A 20,357-nucleotide genomic window follows, 5' to 3' on the forward strand; every position below is an offset into this window, starting at 1 on the left:
AGCGAGTCTTAACTGGGCGCTCAGTCTCTGGATATAGACCCGAAACCGGGTGATCTAGCCATGGGCAGGTTGAAGGTTGAGTAACATCAACTGGAGGACCGAACCGACTAATGTTGAAAAATTAGCGGATGACTTGTGGCTAGGGGTGAAAGGCCAATCAAACTCGGAGATAGCTGGTTCTCCCCGAAAGCTATTTAGGTAGCGCCTCGGACGAATACTACTGGGGGTAGAGCACTGTTAAGGCTAGGGGGTCATCCCGACTTACCAACCCTTTGCAAACTCCGAATACCAGTAAGTACTATCCGGGAGACACACGGCGGGTGCTAACGTCCGTCGTGGAGAGGGAAACAACCCAGACCGCCAGCTAAGGTCCCAAAGTATTGCTAAGTGGGAAACGATGTGGGAAGGCTCAGACAGCTAGGATGTTGGCTTAGAAGCAGCCATCATTTAAAGAAAGCGTAATAGCTCACTAGTCGAGTCGGCCTGCGCGGAAGATGTAACGGGGCTAAGCAATACACCGAAGCTGCGGCAATATCTTTTAGATATTGGGTAGGGGAGCGTTCTGTAAGCCGTTGAAGGTGAATCGTAAGGTTTGCTGGAGGTATCAGAAGTGCGAATGCTGACATGAGTAACGACAAAGGGGGTGAAAAACCTCCTCGCCGGAAGACCAAGGGTTCCTGTCCAACGTTAATCGGGGCAGGGTGAGTCGACCCCTAAGGTGAGGCCGAAAGGCGTAATCGATGGGAAACGGGTTAATATTCCCGTACTTCTGACTATTGCGATGGGGGGACGGAGAAGGCTAGGTGGGCCAGGCGACGGTTGTCCTGGTTCAAGTGCGTAGGCTTGAGAGTTAGGTAAATCCGGCTCTCTTTAAGGCTGAGACACGACGTCGAGCTGCTACGGCAGTGAAGTCATTGATGCCATGCTTCCAGGAAAAGCCTCTAAGCTTCAGATAGTTAGGAATCGTACCCCAAACCGACACAGGTGGTCGGGTAGAGAATACCAAGGCGCTTGAGAGAACTCGGGTGAAGGAACTAGGCAAAATGGTACCGTAACTTCGGGAGAAGGTACGCTCTTGATGGTGAAGTCCCTCGCGGATGGAGCTGACGAGAGTCGCAGATACCAGGTGGCTGCAACTGTTTATTAAAAACACAGCACTGTGCAAAATCGCAAGATGACGTATACGGTGTGACGCCTGCCCGGTGCCGGAAGGTTAATTGATGGGGTTAGCGCAAGCGAAGCTCTTGATCGAAGCCCCGGTAAACGGCGGCCGTAACTATAACGGTCCTAAGGTAGCGAAATTCCTTGTCGGGTAAGTTCCGACCTGCACGAATGGCGTAATGATGGCCACGCTGTCTCCACCCGAGACTCAGTGAAATTGAAATCGCTGTGAAGATGCAGTGTACCCGCGGCTAGACGGAAAGACCCCGTGAACCTTTACTACAGCTTGGCACTGAACATTGAACCTACATGTGTAGGATAGGTGGGAGGCTATGAAGACGTGACGCCAGTTGCGTTGGAGCCGTCCTTGAAATACCACCCTTGTATGTTTGATGTTCTAACTTAGACCCATTATCTGGGTTGAGGACAGTGCCTGGTGGGTAGTTTGACTGGGGCGGTCTCCTCCCAAAGAGTAACGGAGGAGCACGAAGGTGGGCTAATCACGGTTGGACATCGTGAGGTTAGTGCAATGGCATAAGCCCGCTTAACTGCGAGAATGACGGTTCGAGCAGGTGCGAAAGCAGGTCATAGTGATCCGGTGGTTCTGTATGGAAGGGCCATCGCTCAACGGATAAAAGGTACTCCGGGGATAACAGGCTGATACCGCCCAAGAGTTCATATCGACGGCGGTGTTTGGCACCTCGATGTCGGCTCATCACATCCTGGGGCTGAAGTCGGTCCCAAGGGTATGGCTGTTCGCCATTTAAAGTGGTACGCGAGCTGGGTTTAGAACGTCGTGAGACAGTTCGGTCCCTATCTGCCGTGGGCGTTGGAAGATTGAAGGGGGCTGCTCCTAGTACGAGAGGACCGGAGTGGACGAACCTCTGGTGTTCGGGTTGTGTCGCCAGACGCATTGCCCGGTAGCTAAGTTCGGAATTGATAAGCGCTGAAAGCATCTAAGCGCGAAGCGAGCCCTGAGATGAGTCTTCCCTGATACTTTAAGTATCCTAAAGGGTTGTTCGAGACTAGAACGTTGATAGGCAGGGTGTGTAAGCGTTGTGAGGCGTTGAGCTAACCTGTACTAATTGCCCGTGAGGCTTAACCATACAACACCCAAGGGGTTTTGTAGTGGACTCAAAGCTAAGCGCATAAGAATGTGTGTGAGAACGAAGACAGCTTTCCAGAATTGTTGGTTATCACTTTTTAAGAAAAAGTGAAATCAAAAACAGAATTTGCTTGGCGACCATAGCGTTTTGGACCCACCTGATTCCATCCCGAACTCAGAAGTGAAACGAAACAGCGTCGATGGTAGTGTGGGGTTTCCCCATGTGAGAGTAGAACATCGCCAGGCTTTAATTTACAAAACACGTTACTTATAACGTGTTTTAAATTTTTGTGTGCTGATATGGCTCAGTCGGTAGAGCGCATCCTTGGTAAGGATGAGGTCCCCAGTTCGATTCTGGGTATCAGCACCATCTATTTCGATGCTTAGCTTAAAGCTGACATCACAAAATTTGTTTGGCGACCATAGCACTTTGGACCCACCTGATTCCATCCCGAACTCAGAAGTGAAACGAAGTAGCGCCGATGGTAGTGTGGGGTCTCCCCATGTGAGAGTAGGACATCGCCAGGCTTGATTTACGAAGCCGCTGTAGAAATACAGCGGCTTTTTGCTATTTCACTTTTCTGTATTATTTCTTTTCTTTCGCATCGTTCAGTTTCCAATCATATTGATAGTCGATGTTGCCTGAATAAAGGGATAGCTCAGGACGATACTGCGCAAGGTGAATAAGAAGATCTTCTTTATTACCAAAATCAACGGCAAACCAGTCATAAATAGAGGAGAGGATTAAGGTGTCATTGTTTAATGTTGCTCCCTTACTGCTATTGATAAAGGTATGTGCTGCATTACTAAGTAGTTGCTCTGAGTTTTGTGCGGTGAAGGCTTGGGATTGCAGATTTGGGCAGCCTAAGCTGGCACAATTGACCGCATAATGGGTTCGTGGATCTTTCCAGATAGGGCGTAAAATCTTGTGCTCAATATCATTGAGGGTGAGGGTTTGTCCTGCCACAGTAAAAACTTTTTCATCCCACGGTCCAAAACTGAATAGGCTCCCTAGTTTGGTTATGGACGCGACTGGGTAGTTATCCAAAATTAATTTCACTGTCAGAGCGTTGTAGAGATTAACCCAATAAGCATATTGCTCTTGGCGGTTAAATTCTCTTGGATCCAATTTTGAAAGTTGATCTAAGTAATCATTGAGTAGCGTTTTATCTTCCTTTGTTACTTCTGCATAACGAAAGAGGGCGTTCTCTCCCACTTGGACAAGATGGCGATCGAGGATGCTTTGCCAAGCTCGGTGAGAGACGCTTGCCGTATTACTGTCGTTGCTCGCTTGCCAATAAGACCAAAGCTCCGCCTTTGGCGCTGCGTATACTATGTTGGAAAAAATCAGAATACAGAAAGCGAAGAGTGTTTTCATATCAGAGTAACCTTATCGTGAGATTGTGATTAGCTAGACCCGATGGCAACGCATTTTCTTTCGCGATAAAAAAGGCTGCGATTTGGCAGCCTAGAAATGCTTATTTTAAGAAGCTCGGTATCTTGGCTTCATACTCCGCAATTTTTGCTTCGTGCTGTAGAGTCAGGCCGATATTGTCTAAGCCATTGAGTAGACAATGGCGACGGAAATCGTCAATCTCGAAATGGTAGGTTTTACTATTCGCGGTTACGCTCAGCGCTTCTAAATCGACGGTAATCGTTGCACCTTCCGTATCATGAACATAGCTAAAGAGCTCATCCACTTCTTGCTCGGTTAAACGAACGGGCACCATCTGGTTGTTGATCGAGTTACCATAGAAAATATCGGCAAAGCTTGGGGCAATCATGACTCTGATGCCGTAATCCGCTAATGCCCAAGGGGCGTGTTCGCGTGAGGAGCCGCAACCAAAGTTCTCTCTTGCGAGCAAGATGCTAGCGCCTTGGTAGCGAGGTTGGTTCATCACAAATTCTGGGTTGGCTTTTTCACCTGCATCGTCCAAAAATCGCCAGTCGTGGAACAGATGTTTGCCAAAGCCAGTGCGATTCACTTTTTGCAAAAACTGCTTTGGAATGATCGCATCCGTATCGACGTTGGCGGCATCAAGAGGAACGACTAAGCCGGTGTGTTGCTGAAATCCTGACATGGGGTTCTCCTTGAATTAAAACTGACGAATATCAACGAAGTGACCTGCAATCGCCGCGGCGGCTGCCATTGCTGGGCTAACTAAATGAGTGCGACCATCACGTCCCTGACGTCCCTCAAAGTTGCGGTTTGAGGTAGACGCGCAGCGTTCTCCTGGCCCTAAGCGGTCATTGTTCATGGCTAAACACATTGAGCAACCCGGCAAGCGCCATTCAAATCCTGCTTCAATAAAGATCTTATCTAAGCCTTCCGCTTCGGCTTGCGCTTTCACTTGTTCGGATCCGGGCACGATCAATGCTTGGACATGAGAGGCGACTTTTTTCCCTTTGGCTACCGCTGCCGCAGCGCGCATATCTTCGATGCGCGAGTTGGTGCATGAACCGACGAACACTTTATCGACCTTATAATCGGAGAGCATTTTGCCGGCTTCAAGTCCCATGTAAGCCAGAGCTTTTTCTGCTGAGCTGCGTTCAACAGGATCGGCAAACTGGCTAGGTGATGGGATTGGCTCATCAACGGCAATCACTTGGCCTGGGTTGGTACCCCAAGTCACTTGCGGTTTGATTTCACTGGCCTCAAGCGTCACGACGGCATCGAACTGTGCATCATCATCGGTTTTTAAGGTTTGCCAATAGTCGACTGCGGCATCCCAATCACTGCCTTGTGGGGCAAACTTGCGGCCTTTGATGTAGTTGAACGTAGTTGCATCAGGGGCAATCAAGCCTGCTTTCGCACCAAGTTCAATCGCCATGTTACACACGGTCATGCGACCTTCCATGGAGAGATCGCGAATCGCTTCTCCACAAAATTCCACGACATAGCCTGTACCGCCAGCGGCAGTTGTTTTACCAATGATCGCCAGTACGATGTCTTTAGCGGTGATGCCGGGAGCCACTTTACCACGCACTTCGATTTTCATCGTCTTAGCGCGGCCTTGCTTTAGGGTTTGGGTAGCCAGTACGTGTTCTACTTCTGAGGTGCCTATCCCAAAGGCAAGCGAGCCGAATGCACCGTGAGTTGCAGTGTGTGAATCGCCACATACAATCGTCATGCCGGGGAGGGTAATACCAAGCTCAGGTCCCATCACATGCACAATGCCTTGGTACTTGTGGTTAATGTCGTACAGCGTGACGCCAAACTCTTCGCAGTTTTTGGAAAGCGTTTGCATTTGGATGCGCGCCATTTCACCTGAGGCATTGATGTCTTTGGTGGTGGTGGAGACGTTGTGATCCATGGTCGCAAAGGTTTTGCTAACTTGGCGTACTGGGCGACCTTTTTCACGCAAGCCATCAAAGGCTTGTGGAGAGGTCACTTCATGGACTAGATGACGGTCGATGTACAAAATCGGCGTTTCACCCGGTGCGGCAACCACCACATGGGCATCGTAAATTTTTTCGTAAAGAGTTTTGGCTTTTGACATTGCTTCTTCCTTGAGCTCAGTGAGCTAAAGAGGAGTGGGGTAACCCCACTCTCAAACTTATGAATTCAAAATATAGCTTGCGATTTTATCGCCCATTGCTGAGGTCGATAGGGCTGGTTTATTGCCTGCGAGATCCGCCGTCAGTTCACCTGCTGCTAATGCTTGGCTAACCGCGTTTTCAATATCACGCGCTGCCGCTTCTTCGCCCAAGCTGTAACGCAGCATGAGCGCAGCAGAAAGGATCTGCGCGACAGGGTTGGCGATGTTTTTGCCTGCGATATCTGGCGCGCTGCCGCCTGCAGGTTCGTACAAGCCAAACTTGCTCTCATTCATACTGGCCGAAGGGAGCATGCCCATGGAGCCTGTGATCATCGCGCATTCATCAGAAAGGATGTCGCCAAAAATGTTCGAGCAGAGCATCACATCGAACTGTGCTGGATCTTTGATAAGTTGCATGGTGGCATTATCGATGTACATGTGTGAAAGCGAGACATCGGGATACTCTTTGGCAATCTCGCTGACCACTTCGCGCCACAGTATTGAGCTTTGCAGCACGTTAGCTTTGTCGATAGAGCAGACTTTCTTACGACGCAAGCGAGCCGACTCAAAGGCGATTCGCGCGATACGTTCAATTTCAAAACGGTGGTAAACCTCAGTATCGAACGCTTTTTCATGAGCGCCTTCACCTTCACGGCCTTTGGGTTGACCAAAGTAAATGCCGCCAGTCAGCTCACGCACCACCACAATATCGAAACCGCGAGCAGAGATATCAGCACGTAGGGGCGAAAAGGCTTCCAGACCTTGGTGGATCTGCGCGGGGCGCAAATTACAAAACAGTTGGAAGTGCTTACGCAGTGGTAGCAAAGCACCGCGTTCAGGTTGCTCGTTAGGTGGCAGATGTTCCCATTTTGGCCCTCCGACGGAACCAAACAAGACCGCATCCGCTTCTTCACAGGCACGCAGAGTGCTTTCTGGCAGTGGGCAACCATGGTTATCAATCGCAATACCACCAACATCGTGCTCTTCACGACTGAAACGAATGCCGTGTTTTTGCTCAATCGCATCCAACACTTTGTGGGCTTGTGCCATCACTTCCGGGCCGATACCGTCGCCGGGTAATACGGCAATTTTGTAATCTCTGTCTGTCATGCGAGTCCTTTATGATCGATTTTTAAGTTGTGTTTGTGTCGCCTAAGGTTCTTGAATACTGAAGCTACTCAGGGTTAGCAGTAACTTCAGTAGAGCTAAGGAGTATGAGCATTAAACCGTAGCGACGCTTTTTTTCTGTTTAATCTGGGCGATTTGATCCGCGCGATGAATGCTATTGATAACATGCAACAAGGCTTGACCGGAAGCTTCAACGATGTCGGTTGAGACGCCGGTACCGTGATATTTACGCCCTTTGTAGTTAGCGATGATATCCGCTTGACCAAGACCATCTTCACCTTCGCCTTTGGCGGTGAGATCGAATTTATCGAGTACAATCTCATACCCTGTGATGCGATAGATACACTGATATAACGCATCGACTGGACCATTACCAACAGCGGCTTCGCATTTTTCTTCACCGCCACACAGCAACTTAATACTGGTGGTGGCCATCACGCTACCCGATTGCACGCTCAAGTAATTGAGTTTGTAGAAGTCATCTTCTTCACGCAAATTGGAGAAATGCATCAAGGCCTCTAAATCGTAATCAAACACTTGGCCTTTGCGATCTGCCAGCTTCAAGAAGTCTTCATACAAGGCATCCAAATTGTATTCATTTTCGTTGTAGCCCATTGAATCCATATGGCTTTTCACTGCGGCACGCCCACTACGGCTAGTGAGGTTCAGTGCTTGGTTTTTGAGGCCTATCGATTCGGGAGTCATGATTTCGTAGGTATTTTTGTTTTTGAGCATGCCATCTTGGTGAATGCCCGAAGAGTGGCTAAACGCATTGGCTCCGACAATCGCTTTGTTGCTTTGAATCGGCATGTTGCAAAGCTGGCTGACAAGCTTGCTGGTACGGCTGATCTCGTCGTGTTTAATGCCTGTGGTTACCCCGAGCAACTCTTGACGGGTTTTGATGATCATCGCGATCTCTTCCAATGCGCAGTTACCCGCACGTTCGCCAATACCGTTGATGGTTCCCTCTACTTGACGAGCTCCCGCTTGAATAGCGGCAATCGAGTTGGCTACCGACATGCCTAAGTCGTCATGACAATGCACGGAGATGATCGCTTTATCGATATTGGGCACTCGGTTAAACAGCGTTTGAATAATGCCGCCAAATTCGCTCGGCACTGTGTAGCCGACCGTATCTGGAATATTGATGGTACGCGCACCGGCATTGATCGCGGCTTCGACCATACGGCACAAGTTATCGATAGGTGTGCGGCCAGCATCTTCACAAGAGAACTCCACATCATCCGTATATTGACGCGCATGTTTCACCGCTTTGACTGCCATTTCGACGACATCGTCATAGCTGCGGCGCAATTTGTCTTGTACATGGATAGTGGATGTGGAGATAAAAGTGTGAATACGAAAGGCTTCGGCGACTTTCAAGGCTTCTGCCGCGGCATCAATGTCTTTCGCAACGGCTCGCGAAAGGGCACAAACACGGCTATTTTTGATGTTTTTAGCGATGGTTTGTACCGATTCAAAATCGCCCGGAGAGGAAACGGGGAAACCTGCTTCGATAATATCTACCCCTAAGCGCTCCAGTGCGTAGGCGATTTGCAGTTTCTCTTTTACCGTCAGGCTGGCAGACAAAGCCTGCTCTCCATCGCGTAATGTGGTATCGAATATAATCACCTGATTGTTCATGTTTGCTTCCTCGCACTGAGAGTTAACGGCTAACTTCCTGAATATTGTTGTAAAAATCGGCTATAAAAAAACCCGCATCAGCTGCGGGTTTTTTATCTTGTGTGGTATTTTTCGTCCACAGCCTACCCGCGTGATGGTTCCACGATCAGTAGTAGGCCTAGCAGGAGAGAAAAACGCATTGTCATCTGTAACAATCCACACAATTAAGTTAACAGATTAGTACCGTACTCGACACAATGCGTCAACCCCAAAGTTGATTTTTTATTCATCTTGATAAGTATTTGAGTGTAACACTGAGAAACGAGCAGTTGAAAAGGCAGGTAATTTGAAGAAAAAGTATCCGAGTATTTATAATTCATCGACTGATGAATAAGGAACTCTGATGACATTACGTAAAGTCGGCCGACCAAGCCAACAGACTCAAGCTCGTGACCAGTTGATCATGCATGCCCGTGAGCTTTTCTCTGTCATGCCTTATGACAAAGTTTCGACACGTTTGATTGCGAGCAAAGCGGGCGTCGATATCAGTTTAATTCGCTATTATTTTGCGAATAAAGCTGGCTTATTTGAGACCATGTTGCGTGAAACTTTGCTACCGATGAAAGCGCAGCTCGGGTTGTTGGTTGCTGAGAGTAGTCACCAAAATCTGACCGATTTAATGCGTACTTATTATCGAGAAATGTTCAAAATACCGTATTTCCCACGTCTGATTATGCAGGTGATGAATACGCCTGGTAGCGATATGAAAAAGCAGTTGATTGAGAAAGTGGTTCTCGATATTACGCGTCCGATTCAGGAAACTTTGTTTGAGAAGCTGATTGAGCGAGGCGTGATTCGAGAAGGTATGGATCCGCAACTGTGCAAAATTTCTTACCTAAGTTTAATGATTTTTCCTTTTATCGCTCCGCCAGCCCTACTTAAGATTCATGGGGTTGAATTATCACAAACCTTCCTTGAAAGCTTGGTTGAGCACAACATTCAGCTAATGGAACAAGGGTTTATAACGAGAATGGGATAAGCTCTCAACATAGAGTGCATACCTAGGCTGACCGCTCGCTTGTCACCATTTCGACAAACAATTTTCACCTGACTGTCATTTGCTGCCGATAAGCTCAAAGCATCACCTCACCAGAAGGAAGGATGTGTGATGAGAGCTATGGAACCGATCGCTAAACTCGATTTAGCTTTTTCATTACTCTGCTTACAGCATAAGTACAATACGCGAGTCGCGAGGCTCAGTAAGTCAATTTCTCATACAGGAGATGGGCATCTTTACGCGCTGATGGGCATTCTAGCTTGGTGCTTAGATGAGACTCATGGGCTGCTGTTTCTCGCGGTTGGCTTGCTTGCGTTTGCTATTGAATTACCGATTTATTGGTTGCTGAAAAACAGTTTTCAGCGCCGACGTCCACAAGAACTTTCCGCCTTAGTCACGGCTTATATCACGCCGAGCGATCGCTACAGCTTACCGTCGGGACATACCGCCGCCGCCTTCGTCATGGCGACATTAATTGGTTATATCTATCCTCATTGGTATGCCGTCGCACTTTGTTGGGCAGGTTTAATTGGCTTGGCGCGAGTGTTATTAGGCGTGCATTTTCTAAGTGATGTGATCGCTGGAGCTTTGCTTGGGATGGGCAGCGCAACCTATGCAATGAGCGTAATGGAGAAAAGCATTTGAAAATACTGTATGGCGTTCAAGGAACCGGGAATGGGCATATTGCGCGTTCAAGAGCCATGTGTGCGGCACTTAAGCAGCAGCAAGTTGATGTGGATTATCTGTTCTCAGGACGTCCTGTTGAGAAGTATTTTTCAATGGAATGCTTTGGTGATTTTGCGACTCGACGAGGGCTGACCTTTGCCACCGAAAATGGCCACGTCAATTACGTTAAAACGTTACGTAAGAATAATCTGTTGCAGTTTTGGAAGGAGGTGAAGCGCTTAGATCTTTCTGGTTATGACCTGATTTTGAACGATTTTGAGCCAGTGACGGCTTGGGCTGCCAAATTACAAAATATTCCCTGTATTGGAATTAGTCATCAGAATGCCTTCTTGTATCCAGTGCCATTAAAAGGTGCTTCTTGGCTGGATAAAGCGATCTTGCGGCATTTTGCGCCAGCCCAGTACCATTTAGGTTTACATTGGTACCATTTTGAACAGCCGATTTTGCCTCCCATTATTTATGCGCCGGAGCAGCCGCTGAGTCAGCAGAACTTTATATTAGTCTACCTTCCATTTGAAAATGTGAATGAAATCTGTGAGTTACTGTATAGATTTACCAATATTCACTTCATTTGTTATCACCCCGAGGTGCCAGAAAACGAGTTGACGGAAAATGTCGAACTGCGTCGTTTGCATCATGGTGATTTTCAGCATCATTTACACCAATGCAGCGGAGTGATCACCAGTGGTGGTTTTGAGTTGCCTTCGGAAGCTTTAGCGTTAGGCAAAAAATTATTAATGAAGCCATTGGCTGGCCAATTTGAACAGGTGAGTAATGCGGCAACCCTTGAAACACTTGGGCTGGCAAGTGTGATGGAGTTTCTTGACCCTGCCTGCTTACGTCTGTGGCTTGATGAGAAACAGGCTGAGCGAGTGATCTATCCCGATGTGGCTCACTTTTTAGTTGAATGGATTCTCAAGGGGAAATGGGAAAATAGTGAAGTACTTTGTCAGCAACTTTGGCAAAAAGTCGATTTCCCCAGTTACGCAATTTTGGGTAATGAACTGACTAACTCAATGAGTCCTTCGTTAAAACATTTTTGACGTGAATATTAGTCTTCAGTAAAGGATGTATCTATTGTTCAAATTAATAATTAATAAAAACCCATTAAAAATGCATTTTTATAGATTTTTATAAAAATTAATCGTATTGATTATTAAGGCTTTTTTTAAGTAATGACTAAAATAAACTGACTTTTTGTCAATGCTATTGCATAGCTTCGAATGATTAGCCGATATTACTTGCCATCCACCAAATATCTGGGCGGTAAATATTACAAACAGCGCTTATCTTTCCACTGGCGATTTATGCATATTTATCGCTAGTGACGACACTGTGAGGCATGCAAATGTTAGATAAAAAAGACGCAATGAGTGCCATTGCGAGTTACCGCATGGAAAGCACCCTCCGAGGCGTAGACCTCAATCTGTTAACCGTTTTCGATGCAGTAATGCAAGAGCAAAACATTACGCGAGCGGCACACAACTTAGGTATGTCACAGCCTGCGGTCAGTAATGCCGTGGCGCGTTTAAAAGTGATGTTCAATGATGAGTTGTTTATGCGCCAAGGGCGTGGCATTCAGCCAACCCAGCGTGCTCGCCAACTGTTTGGCCCGATCCGTCAAGCTTTGCAATTGATCCGTAACGAGCTACCGAGTTCAGTTTTCACACCGGAAACCTCAACGCGTCTGTTTAAGCTCGCGATCTGCAGTCCTTGCGATTTACGCTTTGCTCCTCAGATCATGGCATCGATTGATGAATTAGCACCGAGTGTACAATTGCATTTGGATGCAGAGTTTGATCGCCAAATCGCAGAGCGCATGCGTTATCAAGAAATTGATTTTGTGATTGATTACGCTCGATTTGATGATCAAGGTTTTTCAAGCACTGAGATTTTCCAAGATGAGTTGGTGGTGGTGGCATCAAAACTTCACCCTCGTATCCAAGGAAGTATCACGGCCGAACAATTGAGTGCGGAAAAACACGCAAAATTGTCCAAAGTGCATGGGCAGCGTAGTTTCTCTGAACTGGCGTACCGTGATTTTGATTGCCAGTCTTATTACGAAGGCACCAGCCTGAGCAATGTGTTGTATGTGGTCGGTCAGTCTGAACTGGTGACCATTGCTCCACGTTGGATGGCGGAAAATGCGGCCAATCGTGATGAGTTGCAAATCCTCGCTTTCCCATTTGCTGAGTCCAAAATCTCGGGTTATCTGAGTTGGCATGAGTCGAGTGAAAAAGACAAAGGCCATATCTGGCTGCGTGACCAACTGATGGTGATTTGTGGCGAAGTAGTCGCGAATCGCTGATCCTTTGTTCATTCTATGTTTCTAAAGCCTTGGGCAGTAAAAACTGTCCAAGGCTTTTTTGTTACAGAATGAGTTTTAATCGATAACTTTGACGTTAGTCAGTTGTGTTTTGGCCTTTGAAATGTACACTTGTGCGCTGAAAAAGGCTTACAGGTGTAAGCTACAGGTAAGAGATATGACGAACTTAGATTTCCACATCGTTAAACGGATCCGCCAACGTATTGCCCAAGGGGGTGATAACGCCGCGCTAAAACATAAACAAAACGGCCAATGGCAAGCAATCAATTGGCACCAGTTTGGTGAACAATTGGATGAACTCTCGATGGCGTTGTTAGCTCAAGGCATCGGTGTACAGGACAAAATTGCGATTTTTTCCAACAACATGCCACGTTGGACGATTGCTGATTTTGCCGCTTTACAGATCCGTGCGGTAACGGTTCCTATCTATCCTACCAATACGCCAGAGCAGGCGGCTTACATCTTACAGAATGCGGATGTGAAAGTGGTTTTTGTGGGTGAGCAGGCACAATTTGATGCTGCACTCAGCCAATTTGAACAATGCCCAGAGCTGCGTCTGATTGTGGCTATGAATGCCAATATCGACCTCAAACAAGCCAGTTGTGCGATGCATTGGGATGAGTTTGTTGCTCAAAGTCACCATCAAGATCGAGCGCCGTTGGATGCCTTAATTGAGCAGGCCAACTATGACGATCTGTTTACCCTCATTTATACCTCAGGTACTACCGGGACGCCGAAAGGGGTGATGCTGGATTATCGTAATATCGGTGCTCAGCTAGAGGGGCACGATCAGCGCTTGAATCTGACTCAAGAGGATGTCTCACTCTGTTTCCTGCCACTCTCTCATGTCTTTGAGCGAGCATGGACGGCGTATGTGCTTTATAAAGGTGCGACCAACTGTTACTTGCAGGACGTGGCTCATGTACGTGAAGCTTTAGCTGAAGTCCGTCCAACCGTGATGTGTGCCGTACCGCGCTTTTATGAAAAGATCTTCTCAGCAATCCATGAAAAAGTCGCTAAAGCGCCGTTTGTACGCAAGGTTCTTTTTACTTGGGCTGTCAATATGGGGGCGAAAATGGCGGTGTGCCGTCAGCAGCAGCGCCAACCTTCTTGGATGCTTAAACAGAGCCATCAATTCGCTGACAAGCTGGTGTTGAGTAAGCTGCGCGCTTTGCTTGGGGGAAGGATCAATTTCATGCCTTGTGGTGGCGCTAAGTTGGATGAAACCATCGGCCGTTTTTTCCATGCAATTGGCATCAACGTCAAGCTTGGTTATGGCATGACCGAAACCACGGCCACGGTTTCTTGTTGGGATGACCACTGTTTTAACCCAGATTCGATTGGGCTTTCTATGCCGGGAGCTCAAGTCAAAATTGGCGAGAACAATGAAATTCTGGTTCGTGGTCCTATGGTGATGCGTGGCTACTACAAGCTCGATAAAGAAACCGCCGAAAGTTTTGATGAGCATGGTTTTCTGAAAACGGGTGATGCGGGTCATATTGATGAAAATGGTAATTTATTTATTACCGATCGCATTAAGGAACTGATGAAAACCTCAGGTGGTAAATATATTGCGCCGCAGGTGATTGAAGGGGCGATTGGCAAAGATCATTTTATAGAACAGATCGCGGTGATTGCCGATACGCGCAAGTTTGTCTCGGCTTTGATTGTGCCTTGCTTTGATTCATTGGAAGAGTACGCCAAAGAGCTGAACATTAAATATCATGACCGTTTGGAGCTTATCAAACATAGCCAAGTGCTGGAGATGTTTGAAAAGCGCGTTAACGATTTACAAAAAGAGCTGGCGAAATTTGAACAAGTGAAGAAGTTTAGATTGTTGCCAAAAGCATTTTCGATGGACAGTGGTGAGCTGACACCGACCCAAAAACTGCGTCGTAAAGTGATTAACGATCGCTATCAGGATGAAATCGAAGAAATGTACCAAGATTCTCCGAAAAAATAGCGCGATCAAGCTGTTATCTGAATGTTCTAAACACCTCTTGGCGAAAATCGCTCAGAGGTGTTTTTATATCTGCAATACGATGACCCATGCCCTTGCTACCTGAAGCGACAAGCTTCGCTCATGCCAATCACATTGTCTTTTGGTGTTGATGGAAGCGTGGAAGCCGATACTCCGGTGTGCTGGCAAAATAATCTACTTTTTTTTAACTGCTCAATGGTTGTTCGACCTAAAAGCAAGGTAAAGGTTGAAATGGAATGCTTAATCACCGTCTTATTTTCGAGTCTGCTGTAAAAGTGCGCAAATTGGGGTTAGACCAGTTGCTAAGAAAGCGTTACATTTGTTGCGTAACCTCGCGGCTGTTATGACAGACGCAGGACATAGCCGAAAGCGGAGCGTTTTCGAATTAGGCTACAAATAAGCCCTAAACTATGTAAAACCAACCCTTTTGCCGACCGAGCACAAGGTATGTTGGTAAGGAGACAAGATGGAAATGCTATCTGGCGCAGAGATGATCGTCCAATCTCTGATCAATGAAGGTGTGGAGCAAATCTTCGGATATCCCGGCGGTTCAGTACTCGACATCTACGATGCCCTTCACGAAAAAACCGACCAAATTAAACACGTTCTGGTTCGTCACGAACAAGCCGCAACACATATGGCTGATGGCTATGCGCGCGCCACTGGAAAACCGGGCGTAGTGCTCGTCTGCTCAGGTCCGGGCGCCACCAATACGGTGACTGGGATTGCAACCGCCTATATGGACTCGATTCCGATGATTGTGATCTCCGGTAACGTAGCCACTAATCTTATTGGTAACGATGCATTTCAAGAGTGCGATATCGTCGGCGTGTCTCGCCCTATCGTTAAGCACAGCTTTTTGGTGAAAAAAGCCGAGGATATTCCTGAAACCATCAAAAAAGCGTTTTACATCGCGTCAACGGGGCGTCCTGGTCCTGTGGTGATTGACGTGCCAAAAGATGTGATGAACCCGCTTAATAAGCTGCCTTATGAGTATCCTGAAACCATCAAAATGCGCTCTTACAACCCAACGACGGCTGGCCACAAAGGACAGATCAAAAAAGGGTTACGCGCACTGCTCGATGCGAAAAAGCCAGTACTGTACGTCGGTGGCGGGGCGATTATTGCTAATGCAGATCAGCAAATTCGCCAACTTGCAGAGGCTTTAAATCTGCCCGTGGTCAGTACTTTGATGGGATTGGGCGTTTTTCCTGGCACTCATAAAAACTCACTGGGTATGCTTGGCATGCATGGTGTGTATGAAGCCAATATGGCGATGCATAATGCAGATCTGATTTTTGGGGTAGGTGTGCGCTTTGATGACCGTACGACTAACAACCTAGAGAAGTACTGCCCCAACGCGAAAATTATGCATATCGATATTGACCCATCATCGATTTCTAAAAACGTGAAAGTCGATCTGCCGATTGTTGGTTCTGCCGACCAAGTATTGGATGGCATGCTCAAGCTTCTGGAAGAGAGCGCTGAGCGCAATGATGCGGCAGCATTGGATAGTTGGTGGAATGAGATCCAAGTGTGGCGTGATCGTCAGTGTTTGGCTTATGAAACCTCAGCAGAACGGATTAAGCCTCAGCAAGTGATTGAAACGCTATATAAAATCACGGAAGGTAAAGCAATTTTGGCCTCGGATGTGGGGCAGCACCAAATGTTTGCGGCACTCTACTATCCGTTTGATAAGCCGCGTCAGTGGATTAACTCTGGCGGGCTAGGCACCATGGGTTTTGGTTTACCTGCGGGAATGGGCGTGAAATTCGCCATGCCAGAAGAAGAGGTACTGGTCGTGACCGGAGATGGCAGTATTCAGATGAATATTCAAGAGCTATCGACCGCACTGCAGTACGACATTCCAGTAAAAATCATTAACCTCAACAACCGTTTCCTTGGAATGGTGAAACAGTGGCAGGATATTATTTATCAAGGTCGTCACTCTAACTCATACATGAGTTCTGTGCCGGATTTTGCGGCGATCGCAGAAGCTTATGGTCATGTTGGGATCCGTATTTCTCACCCTGATGAGCTGCAAGCTGGGCTGGAAAAAGCGTTAGCGATGAAAGATCGTCTGGTGTTTGTCGACATTAATGTCGATGAAACTGAGCACGTTTACCCAATGCAAATCAAAGGCGAAGGGATGGACAAAATGTGGTTGAGCAAAACGGAGAGAACCTAAGATGAGACACATTATTTCACTGCTATTGGAAAACCAACCGGGTGCGCTGTCTCGTGTTGTCGGGCTCTTTTCCCAGCGCGGGTACAACATTGAAACGCTAAACGTATCACCGACCGATGACGAAACCCTTTCACGGCTGAACATTACAACGAAAACCGATGAAATGCAGCTAGAGCAGATCCAAAAGCAGTTGCATAAATTGATTGATGTTTTGAAAGTGCAGGAAGTGACGGAGTGTGAACACATCGAGCGTGAGCTGATGCTGGTCAAAGTCAAGGCCTCTGGTTTTGCACGTGCGGAAGTTAAACGTACGGCGGATATTTTCCGCGGCCAGATTGTTGATGTCACAGCTTCACAATACACAGTGCAACTGGCCGGTACGAGCGAGAAACTGGATGCTTTTATTGAGGCGATTGCGGAAGTGACGGAAGTTATCGAAGTGGCACGAAGTGGTGTGGTAGGCATCGCGCGTGGTGAACGAGCGCTCAGAGCTTAGTTTATCTCCTTCCTACTTGAAGCTGCAGCGGTGTTGGCTACGTTGGTTCACCCCAATCACATAGTGTATCTATGCTTATGGGGATGAACTCACTTGCCGCCTGCCTGCAACTCCAAGTCGTTTGGATATAGTCTTTATAATTACAAGCAAAGCACAAATAAAAAACCAGCCGAAAGGCTGGTTGTTATATTCAGGATTCAGGATGGGTGAGCGATGTCGCCCACCCATCAATCAGTGCAGAATACGGGCGCGAATCGTGCCGTCGATCGCTTTAAGCTTAGTTAACGCTTCTTCAGAGCGAGCCGTTTCCACATCGATGACCACATAGCCGATTTCTGCGGTGGTTTGCAGATATTGAGCCGCGATGTTGATCCCTTCTTCGGCGAAGATGGTGTTAATTTGGGTCAAAATGCCCGGACGGTTGGCGTGAATATGCAGTAAGCGAGAGCAGCTACGATGCTCTGGCAGTGACACTTCAGGGAAGTTGACACTAGAGAGCGTTGAGCCGTTATCTGAGTATTTAGCCAGCTTGCCAGCCACTTCAATGCCAATGTTCTCTTGTGCCTCTTGGGTTGACCCCCCCACGTGTGGTGTCAAAATCACGTTATCAAACTTCATCAGTGGCGATTCAAACGGCTCTTTGTTTGATGCCGGTTCTTCTGGGAATACGTCAATCGCCGCCCCTGCAATATGACCAGATTCGAGCGCATTGCACAGAGCCGGGATATCGACCACAGTACCGCGTGCGGCGTTAATGAAGATAGCACCCGGTTTCATGCGTGCAAACTCTTCCGCACCCATCATATTTTTAGTGCCAGCGGTTTCCGGAACATGCAGTGATATGACATCACACTTATTGAGTAGCTCGCTTAAGGTATGCACTTGGGTAGCGTTACCGAGCGAGAGTTTGCTTTCAATGTCATAGAAATATACGTGCATCCCCAAGTTTTCAGCAATGATCCCCAACTGAGTACCGATATGACCGTAACCGATAATGCCTAGGCGTTTCCCCCGTGCTTCATAAGAGTTATCTGCACTTTTTTTCCAGATCCCACGGTGAGCAAGTGCGTTTTTCTCTGGAATTCCACGCAGTAACAGTAAAATTTCGCCGAGCACCAGTTCCGCCACACTGCGAGTATTGGAGAATGGTGCGTTAAACACTGGAATACCGCGTTTGGCGGCGGCATTAAGGTCGACTTGGTTAGTACCGATACAGAAACAGCCAATCGCCACCAGTTTCTCTGCCGCATTGATCACTTTCTCCGTCAGATTACTGCGCGAGCGGATCCCGACAAAATGCACATCTTTGATAGCTTCAATCAGCTCAGCTTCTTCCAGCGAGCCTTTATGGTATTCGATATTGCTGTAACCGGCCGCTTGCAAAACTTCCACCGAAGAGGGGTGAAGTCCTTCAAGAAGGAGGATCTTAATTCTGTCTTTTTCCAGTGAAACTTTGGCCATTTTATCGTCCTTAAAACTATGGGAAGGTGGGCTAACAGGCGCTTGGGTTCGAATGGTTCGAATTTTGGTCGTAATTTAGAAAAGCAAACGTTTTCCTTGTGCGCCTTCTGCTCACTAAATTAACAAACTTTTTTTGCTTTGGGTAAGAAAATTACGGAATAAGGCATAATTTTCTTAGAGAAAAGGATAAAAAACGGCACACAGCGGTGCCGTTTGTAAGCAAATAACGGAATATGGGGAGAAATGCCCGATATTACTCTTCGATTTTTGCACCTTGTGGTGTGCCAGTGATGACCACATCAGCCCCGCGATGAGCAAAGAGACCCACGGTCACAACCCCTGCGATGCCGTTGATCTTGCTTTCGAGATCTTTGGGATGGGTGATCTTCATGTTGTAGACATCCAGAATAACGTTACCGTTATCGGTGATCACACCTTCACGATACACAGGATCGCCACCGAGTTTTACCAGTTCGCGCGCGACATAAGAACGCGCCATTGGGATCACTTCAACAGGTAGAGGGAAGTTGCCTAGAACATCGACCGCTTTAGTGCCATCGACAATACACACAAATTTCTTAGCAATCGCAGCGACGATCTTTTCACGCGTCAGCGCTGCACCGCCACCTTTGATCATGTCGCGTTCTGGGTTGATCTCATCAGCACCATCGACATAGATGTCCAGTTCCGATACATCGTTACAGTCATAAACACGGATGCCGAGCGCTTCCAGTTTCGCAGTCGAAGCAATTGAGCTCGAAACCGCGCCTTTGATTTCGTCTTTGATAGTGCCTAAAGCATCGATGAAGTGATTAACGGTTGAGCCCGTACCAACACCGACAATGCTGCCTTTTTCTACGTATTTCAGAGCAGCCCAACCGGCGGCTTTTTTCATTTCATCTTGAGTCATGCCTATCTCCTGAGTATCGATTTGCGGGTATGTTGCGCGGCGCGATTATAACCCCAAACCGGAAGCAGAAGTAATCACTTAGGCTGAGCTAAACTGAGCAATTATTCGACTACCACTGCCAAACCTTGCTGGGGGTCACTATTTTTCGTAACGGAATATCCCAGCTTGCAGTGGGCAGCTGCTCGACTTGCTGGCAATCGTGCGCAAGACCAATCGGCATCGCGCCTTGCTGCGTTTTAAACCAAGGTGCGAGAGTGCGATCGTAATAGCCGCCACCCATTCCCAAACGTTGGCCTGATTGATCAAACGCCACCAAAGGAGTACCGATAATATCGAGCTCTCGAACCGGGCAGATCAAACGTTGGTCGAGTTTAGGCTCTGCGATCCCATAGCGATTTTTGTTCATTGGTGTGTGTGCTTGGTAGTGCAGAAACAGCAAGTGACCTTTTGCGAAAGGGTGTAAAACTGGGAGATACACTTGTTTACCTTGCTGCCAAAGCCATTCGATCAGTGGCTGGGTATTGAGCTCACCATCATTGGCAAGATACAGGGCAATACGCAGCGCGGCAGTCACTTCCGGTAAGCTGGAAAAGGTATGGATAAGTTGTTGGCTGGCCGTCTGTTGTTCAAACGCTGAGAGTGATTGTCGACGCTGACGAATTTGCAGGCGTAGGTGTGTACGAGAATCTGTCATA

At 47.5% G+C, this 20,357-nt stretch carries 15 protein-coding genes, 1 tRNA gene and 3 rRNA genes (1 of these 19 only partly in view); 11 read left to right on the plus strand and 8 right to left on the minus strand.

All coding sequences use genetic code 11. The features are described 5' to 3' along the window. The 4 genes from F0316_RS01820 to rrf (F0316_RS01835) all read left to right on the plus strand — a co-directional run. Positions 1-2,267: ribosomal RNA gene (locus F0316_RS01820) — 23S ribosomal RNA — on the plus strand; it begins 620 nt to the left of the window's first position. A gap of 129 nt (positions 2,268-2,396) precedes the next feature. Further along, positions 2,397-2,512, plus strand: a 5S ribosomal RNA gene (gene rrf, locus F0316_RS01825). 48 nt (positions 2,513-2,560) lie between these two features. Continuing rightward, positions 2,561-2,636 (plus strand) — tRNA-Thr (locus F0316_RS01830). Positions 2,637-2,678: 42 nt separating this feature from the next. Further along, positions 2,679-2,794 (plus strand): 5S ribosomal RNA (gene rrf / locus F0316_RS01835). A gap of 58 nt (positions 2,795-2,852) precedes the next feature. Here rrf (F0316_RS01835) and F0316_RS01840 read toward each other — a convergent pair. From F0316_RS01840 to leuA, 5 genes are all read right to left on the minus strand, one after another. Beyond that, positions 2,853-3,644, minus strand: a complete 792-nt coding sequence (locus tag F0316_RS01840; RefSeq protein WP_148523451.1) for a DUF547 domain-containing protein — start codon at positions 3,642-3,644, stop codon at positions 2,853-2,855. A 100-nt stretch (positions 3,645-3,744) separates the two neighbouring features. Beyond that, positions 3,745-4,347 (minus strand): 3-isopropylmalate dehydratase small subunit, encoded by a 603-nt coding sequence (gene leuD / locus F0316_RS01845; RefSeq protein ID WP_069216917.1) that lies wholly within the window; start codon positions 4,345-4,347, stop codon positions 3,745-3,747. 15 nt (positions 4,348-4,362) lie between these two features. Further along, positions 4,363-5,766, minus strand: a complete 1,404-nt coding sequence (gene leuC, locus F0316_RS01850; RefSeq protein WP_000030313.1) for a 3-isopropylmalate dehydratase large subunit — start codon at positions 5,764-5,766, stop codon at positions 4,363-4,365. 57 nt (positions 5,767-5,823) lie between these two features. Continuing rightward, positions 5,824-6,915 (minus strand): 3-isopropylmalate dehydrogenase, encoded by a 1,092-nt coding sequence (leuB, locus tag F0316_RS01855; protein ID WP_000132137.1) that lies wholly within the window; start codon positions 6,913-6,915, stop codon positions 5,824-5,826. A 111-nt stretch (positions 6,916-7,026) separates the two neighbouring features. Beyond that, positions 7,027-8,577, minus strand: coding sequence for a 2-isopropylmalate synthase (gene leuA / locus F0316_RS01860; protein ID WP_001064850.1), 1,551 nt, complete (start codon positions 8,575-8,577; stop codon positions 7,027-7,029). A 382-nt stretch (positions 8,578-8,959) separates the two neighbouring features. Here leuA and F0316_RS01865 point away from each other — a divergent pair, with 382 nt between their 5' ends. The 7 genes from F0316_RS01865 to ilvN all read left to right on the plus strand — a co-directional run bounded on the left by F0316_RS01865 (position 8,960) and on the right by ilvN (position 17,291). Continuing rightward, on the plus strand, positions 8,960-9,595 hold the full coding sequence (locus F0316_RS01865) for a TetR/AcrR family transcriptional regulator (RefSeq protein WP_000175326.1): 636 nt from the start codon (positions 8,960-8,962) through the stop codon (positions 9,593-9,595). A 129-nt stretch (positions 9,596-9,724) separates the two neighbouring features. Continuing rightward, a complete protein-coding gene (locus tag F0316_RS01870) occupies positions 9,725-10,258 on the plus strand; it encodes a phosphatase PAP2 family protein (protein WP_033837886.1) in 534 nt (177 codons plus the stop codon). Further along, entirely contained in the window at positions 10,255-11,343 is a 1,089-nt protein-coding gene (locus F0316_RS01875) for an MJ1255/VC2487 family glycosyltransferase (protein ID WP_001903894.1), read from the plus strand. The genes F0316_RS01870 and F0316_RS01875 overlap by 4 nt, the downstream gene beginning before the upstream one ends. Positions 11,344-11,648: 305 nt before the next feature. Beyond that, entirely contained in the window at positions 11,649-12,608 is a 960-nt protein-coding gene (gene leuO / locus F0316_RS01880; protein WP_140416966.1) for a transcriptional regulator LeuO, read from the plus strand. A 175-nt stretch (positions 12,609-12,783) separates the two neighbouring features. Further along, positions 12,784-14,589, plus strand: a complete 1,806-nt coding sequence (locus tag F0316_RS01885) for an AMP-dependent synthetase/ligase (protein WP_084981097.1) — start codon at positions 12,784-12,786, stop codon at positions 14,587-14,589. 484 nt (positions 14,590-15,073) lie between these two features. Continuing rightward, positions 15,074-16,795, plus strand: a complete 1,722-nt coding sequence (locus F0316_RS01890; protein ID WP_060780603.1) for an acetolactate synthase 3 large subunit — start codon at positions 15,074-15,076, stop codon at positions 16,793-16,795. A 1-nt stretch (position 16,796) separates the two neighbouring features. After that, entirely contained in the window at positions 16,797-17,291 is a 495-nt protein-coding gene (gene ilvN / locus F0316_RS01895; protein ID WP_001215918.1) for an acetolactate synthase small subunit, read from the plus strand. A gap of 231 nt (positions 17,292-17,522) precedes the next feature. Here the strand turns inward: ilvN and serA are convergent, their stop codons facing one another. The 3 genes from serA to F0316_RS01910 all read right to left on the minus strand — a co-directional run bounded on the left by serA (position 17,523) and on the right by F0316_RS01910 (position 20,356). Beyond that, positions 17,523-18,752 (minus strand): phosphoglycerate dehydrogenase, encoded by a 1,230-nt coding sequence (serA, locus tag F0316_RS01900; protein ID WP_001151637.1) that lies wholly within the window; start codon positions 18,750-18,752, stop codon positions 17,523-17,525. Between the two features lie 253 nt (positions 18,753-19,005). After that, positions 19,006-19,662: a ribose-5-phosphate isomerase RpiA gene (gene rpiA / locus F0316_RS01905; RefSeq protein WP_000189749.1), complete on the minus strand. Its 657-nt coding sequence runs from the start codon at positions 19,660-19,662 to the stop codon at positions 19,006-19,008. Between the two features lie 109 nt (positions 19,663-19,771). Further along, complete coding sequence (locus F0316_RS01910; protein WP_000132454.1) at positions 19,772-20,356, minus strand: 5-formyltetrahydrofolate cyclo-ligase; 585 nt, start codon at positions 20,354-20,356, stop codon at positions 19,772-19,774. Position 20,357 lies beyond the last annotated feature (1 nt).

Origin of the sequence: Vibrio cholerae (genome assembly GCF_008369605.1) — a bacterium.
Taxonomy (GTDB): domain Bacteria; phylum Pseudomonadota; class Gammaproteobacteria; order Enterobacterales; family Vibrionaceae; genus Vibrio; species Vibrio cholerae.

Bases quoted from the DNA above. Each gene is read 5' to 3' on its own strand.
- F0316_RS01840 (WP_148523451.1), bottom strand. From the start codon at position 3,644: ATGAAAACACTCTTCGCTTTCTGTATTCTGATTTTTTCCAACATAGTA.
- leuD (WP_069216917.1), bottom strand. From the start codon at position 4,347: ATGTCAGGATTTCAGCAACACACCGGCTTAGTCGTTCCTCTTGATGCC.
- leuC (WP_000030313.1), bottom strand. From the start codon at position 5,766: ATGTCAAAAGCCAAAACTCTTTACGAAAAAATTTACGATGCCCATGTG.
- leuB (WP_000132137.1), bottom strand. From the start codon at position 6,915: ATGACAGACAGAGATTACAAAATTGCCGTATTACCCGGCGACGGTATC.
- leuA (WP_001064850.1), bottom strand. From the start codon at position 8,577: ATGAACAATCAGGTGATTATATTCGATACCACATTACGCGATGGAGAG.
- F0316_RS01865 (WP_000175326.1), top strand. From the start codon at position 8,960: ATGACATTACGTAAAGTCGGCCGACCAAGCCAACAGACTCAAGCTCGT.
- F0316_RS01870 (WP_033837886.1), top strand. From the start codon at position 9,725: ATGAGAGCTATGGAACCGATCGCTAAACTCGATTTAGCTTTTTCATTA.
- leuO (WP_140416966.1), top strand. From the start codon at position 11,649: ATGTTAGATAAAAAAGACGCAATGAGTGCCATTGCGAGTTACCGCATG.
- F0316_RS01885 (WP_084981097.1), top strand. From the start codon at position 12,784: ATGACGAACTTAGATTTCCACATCGTTAAACGGATCCGCCAACGTATT.
- F0316_RS01890 (WP_060780603.1), top strand. From the start codon at position 15,074: ATGGAAATGCTATCTGGCGCAGAGATGATCGTCCAATCTCTGATCAAT.
- ilvN (WP_001215918.1), top strand. From the start codon at position 16,797: ATGAGACACATTATTTCACTGCTATTGGAAAACCAACCGGGTGCGCTG.
- serA (WP_001151637.1), bottom strand. From the start codon at position 18,752: ATGGCCAAAGTTTCACTGGAAAAAGACAGAATTAAGATCCTCCTTCTT.
- rpiA (WP_000189749.1), bottom strand. From the start codon at position 19,662: ATGACTCAAGATGAAATGAAAAAAGCCGCCGGTTGGGCTGCTCTGAAA.
- F0316_RS01910 (WP_000132454.1), bottom strand. From the start codon at position 20,356: ATGACAGATTCTCGTACACACCTACGCCTGCAAATTCGTCAGCGTCGA.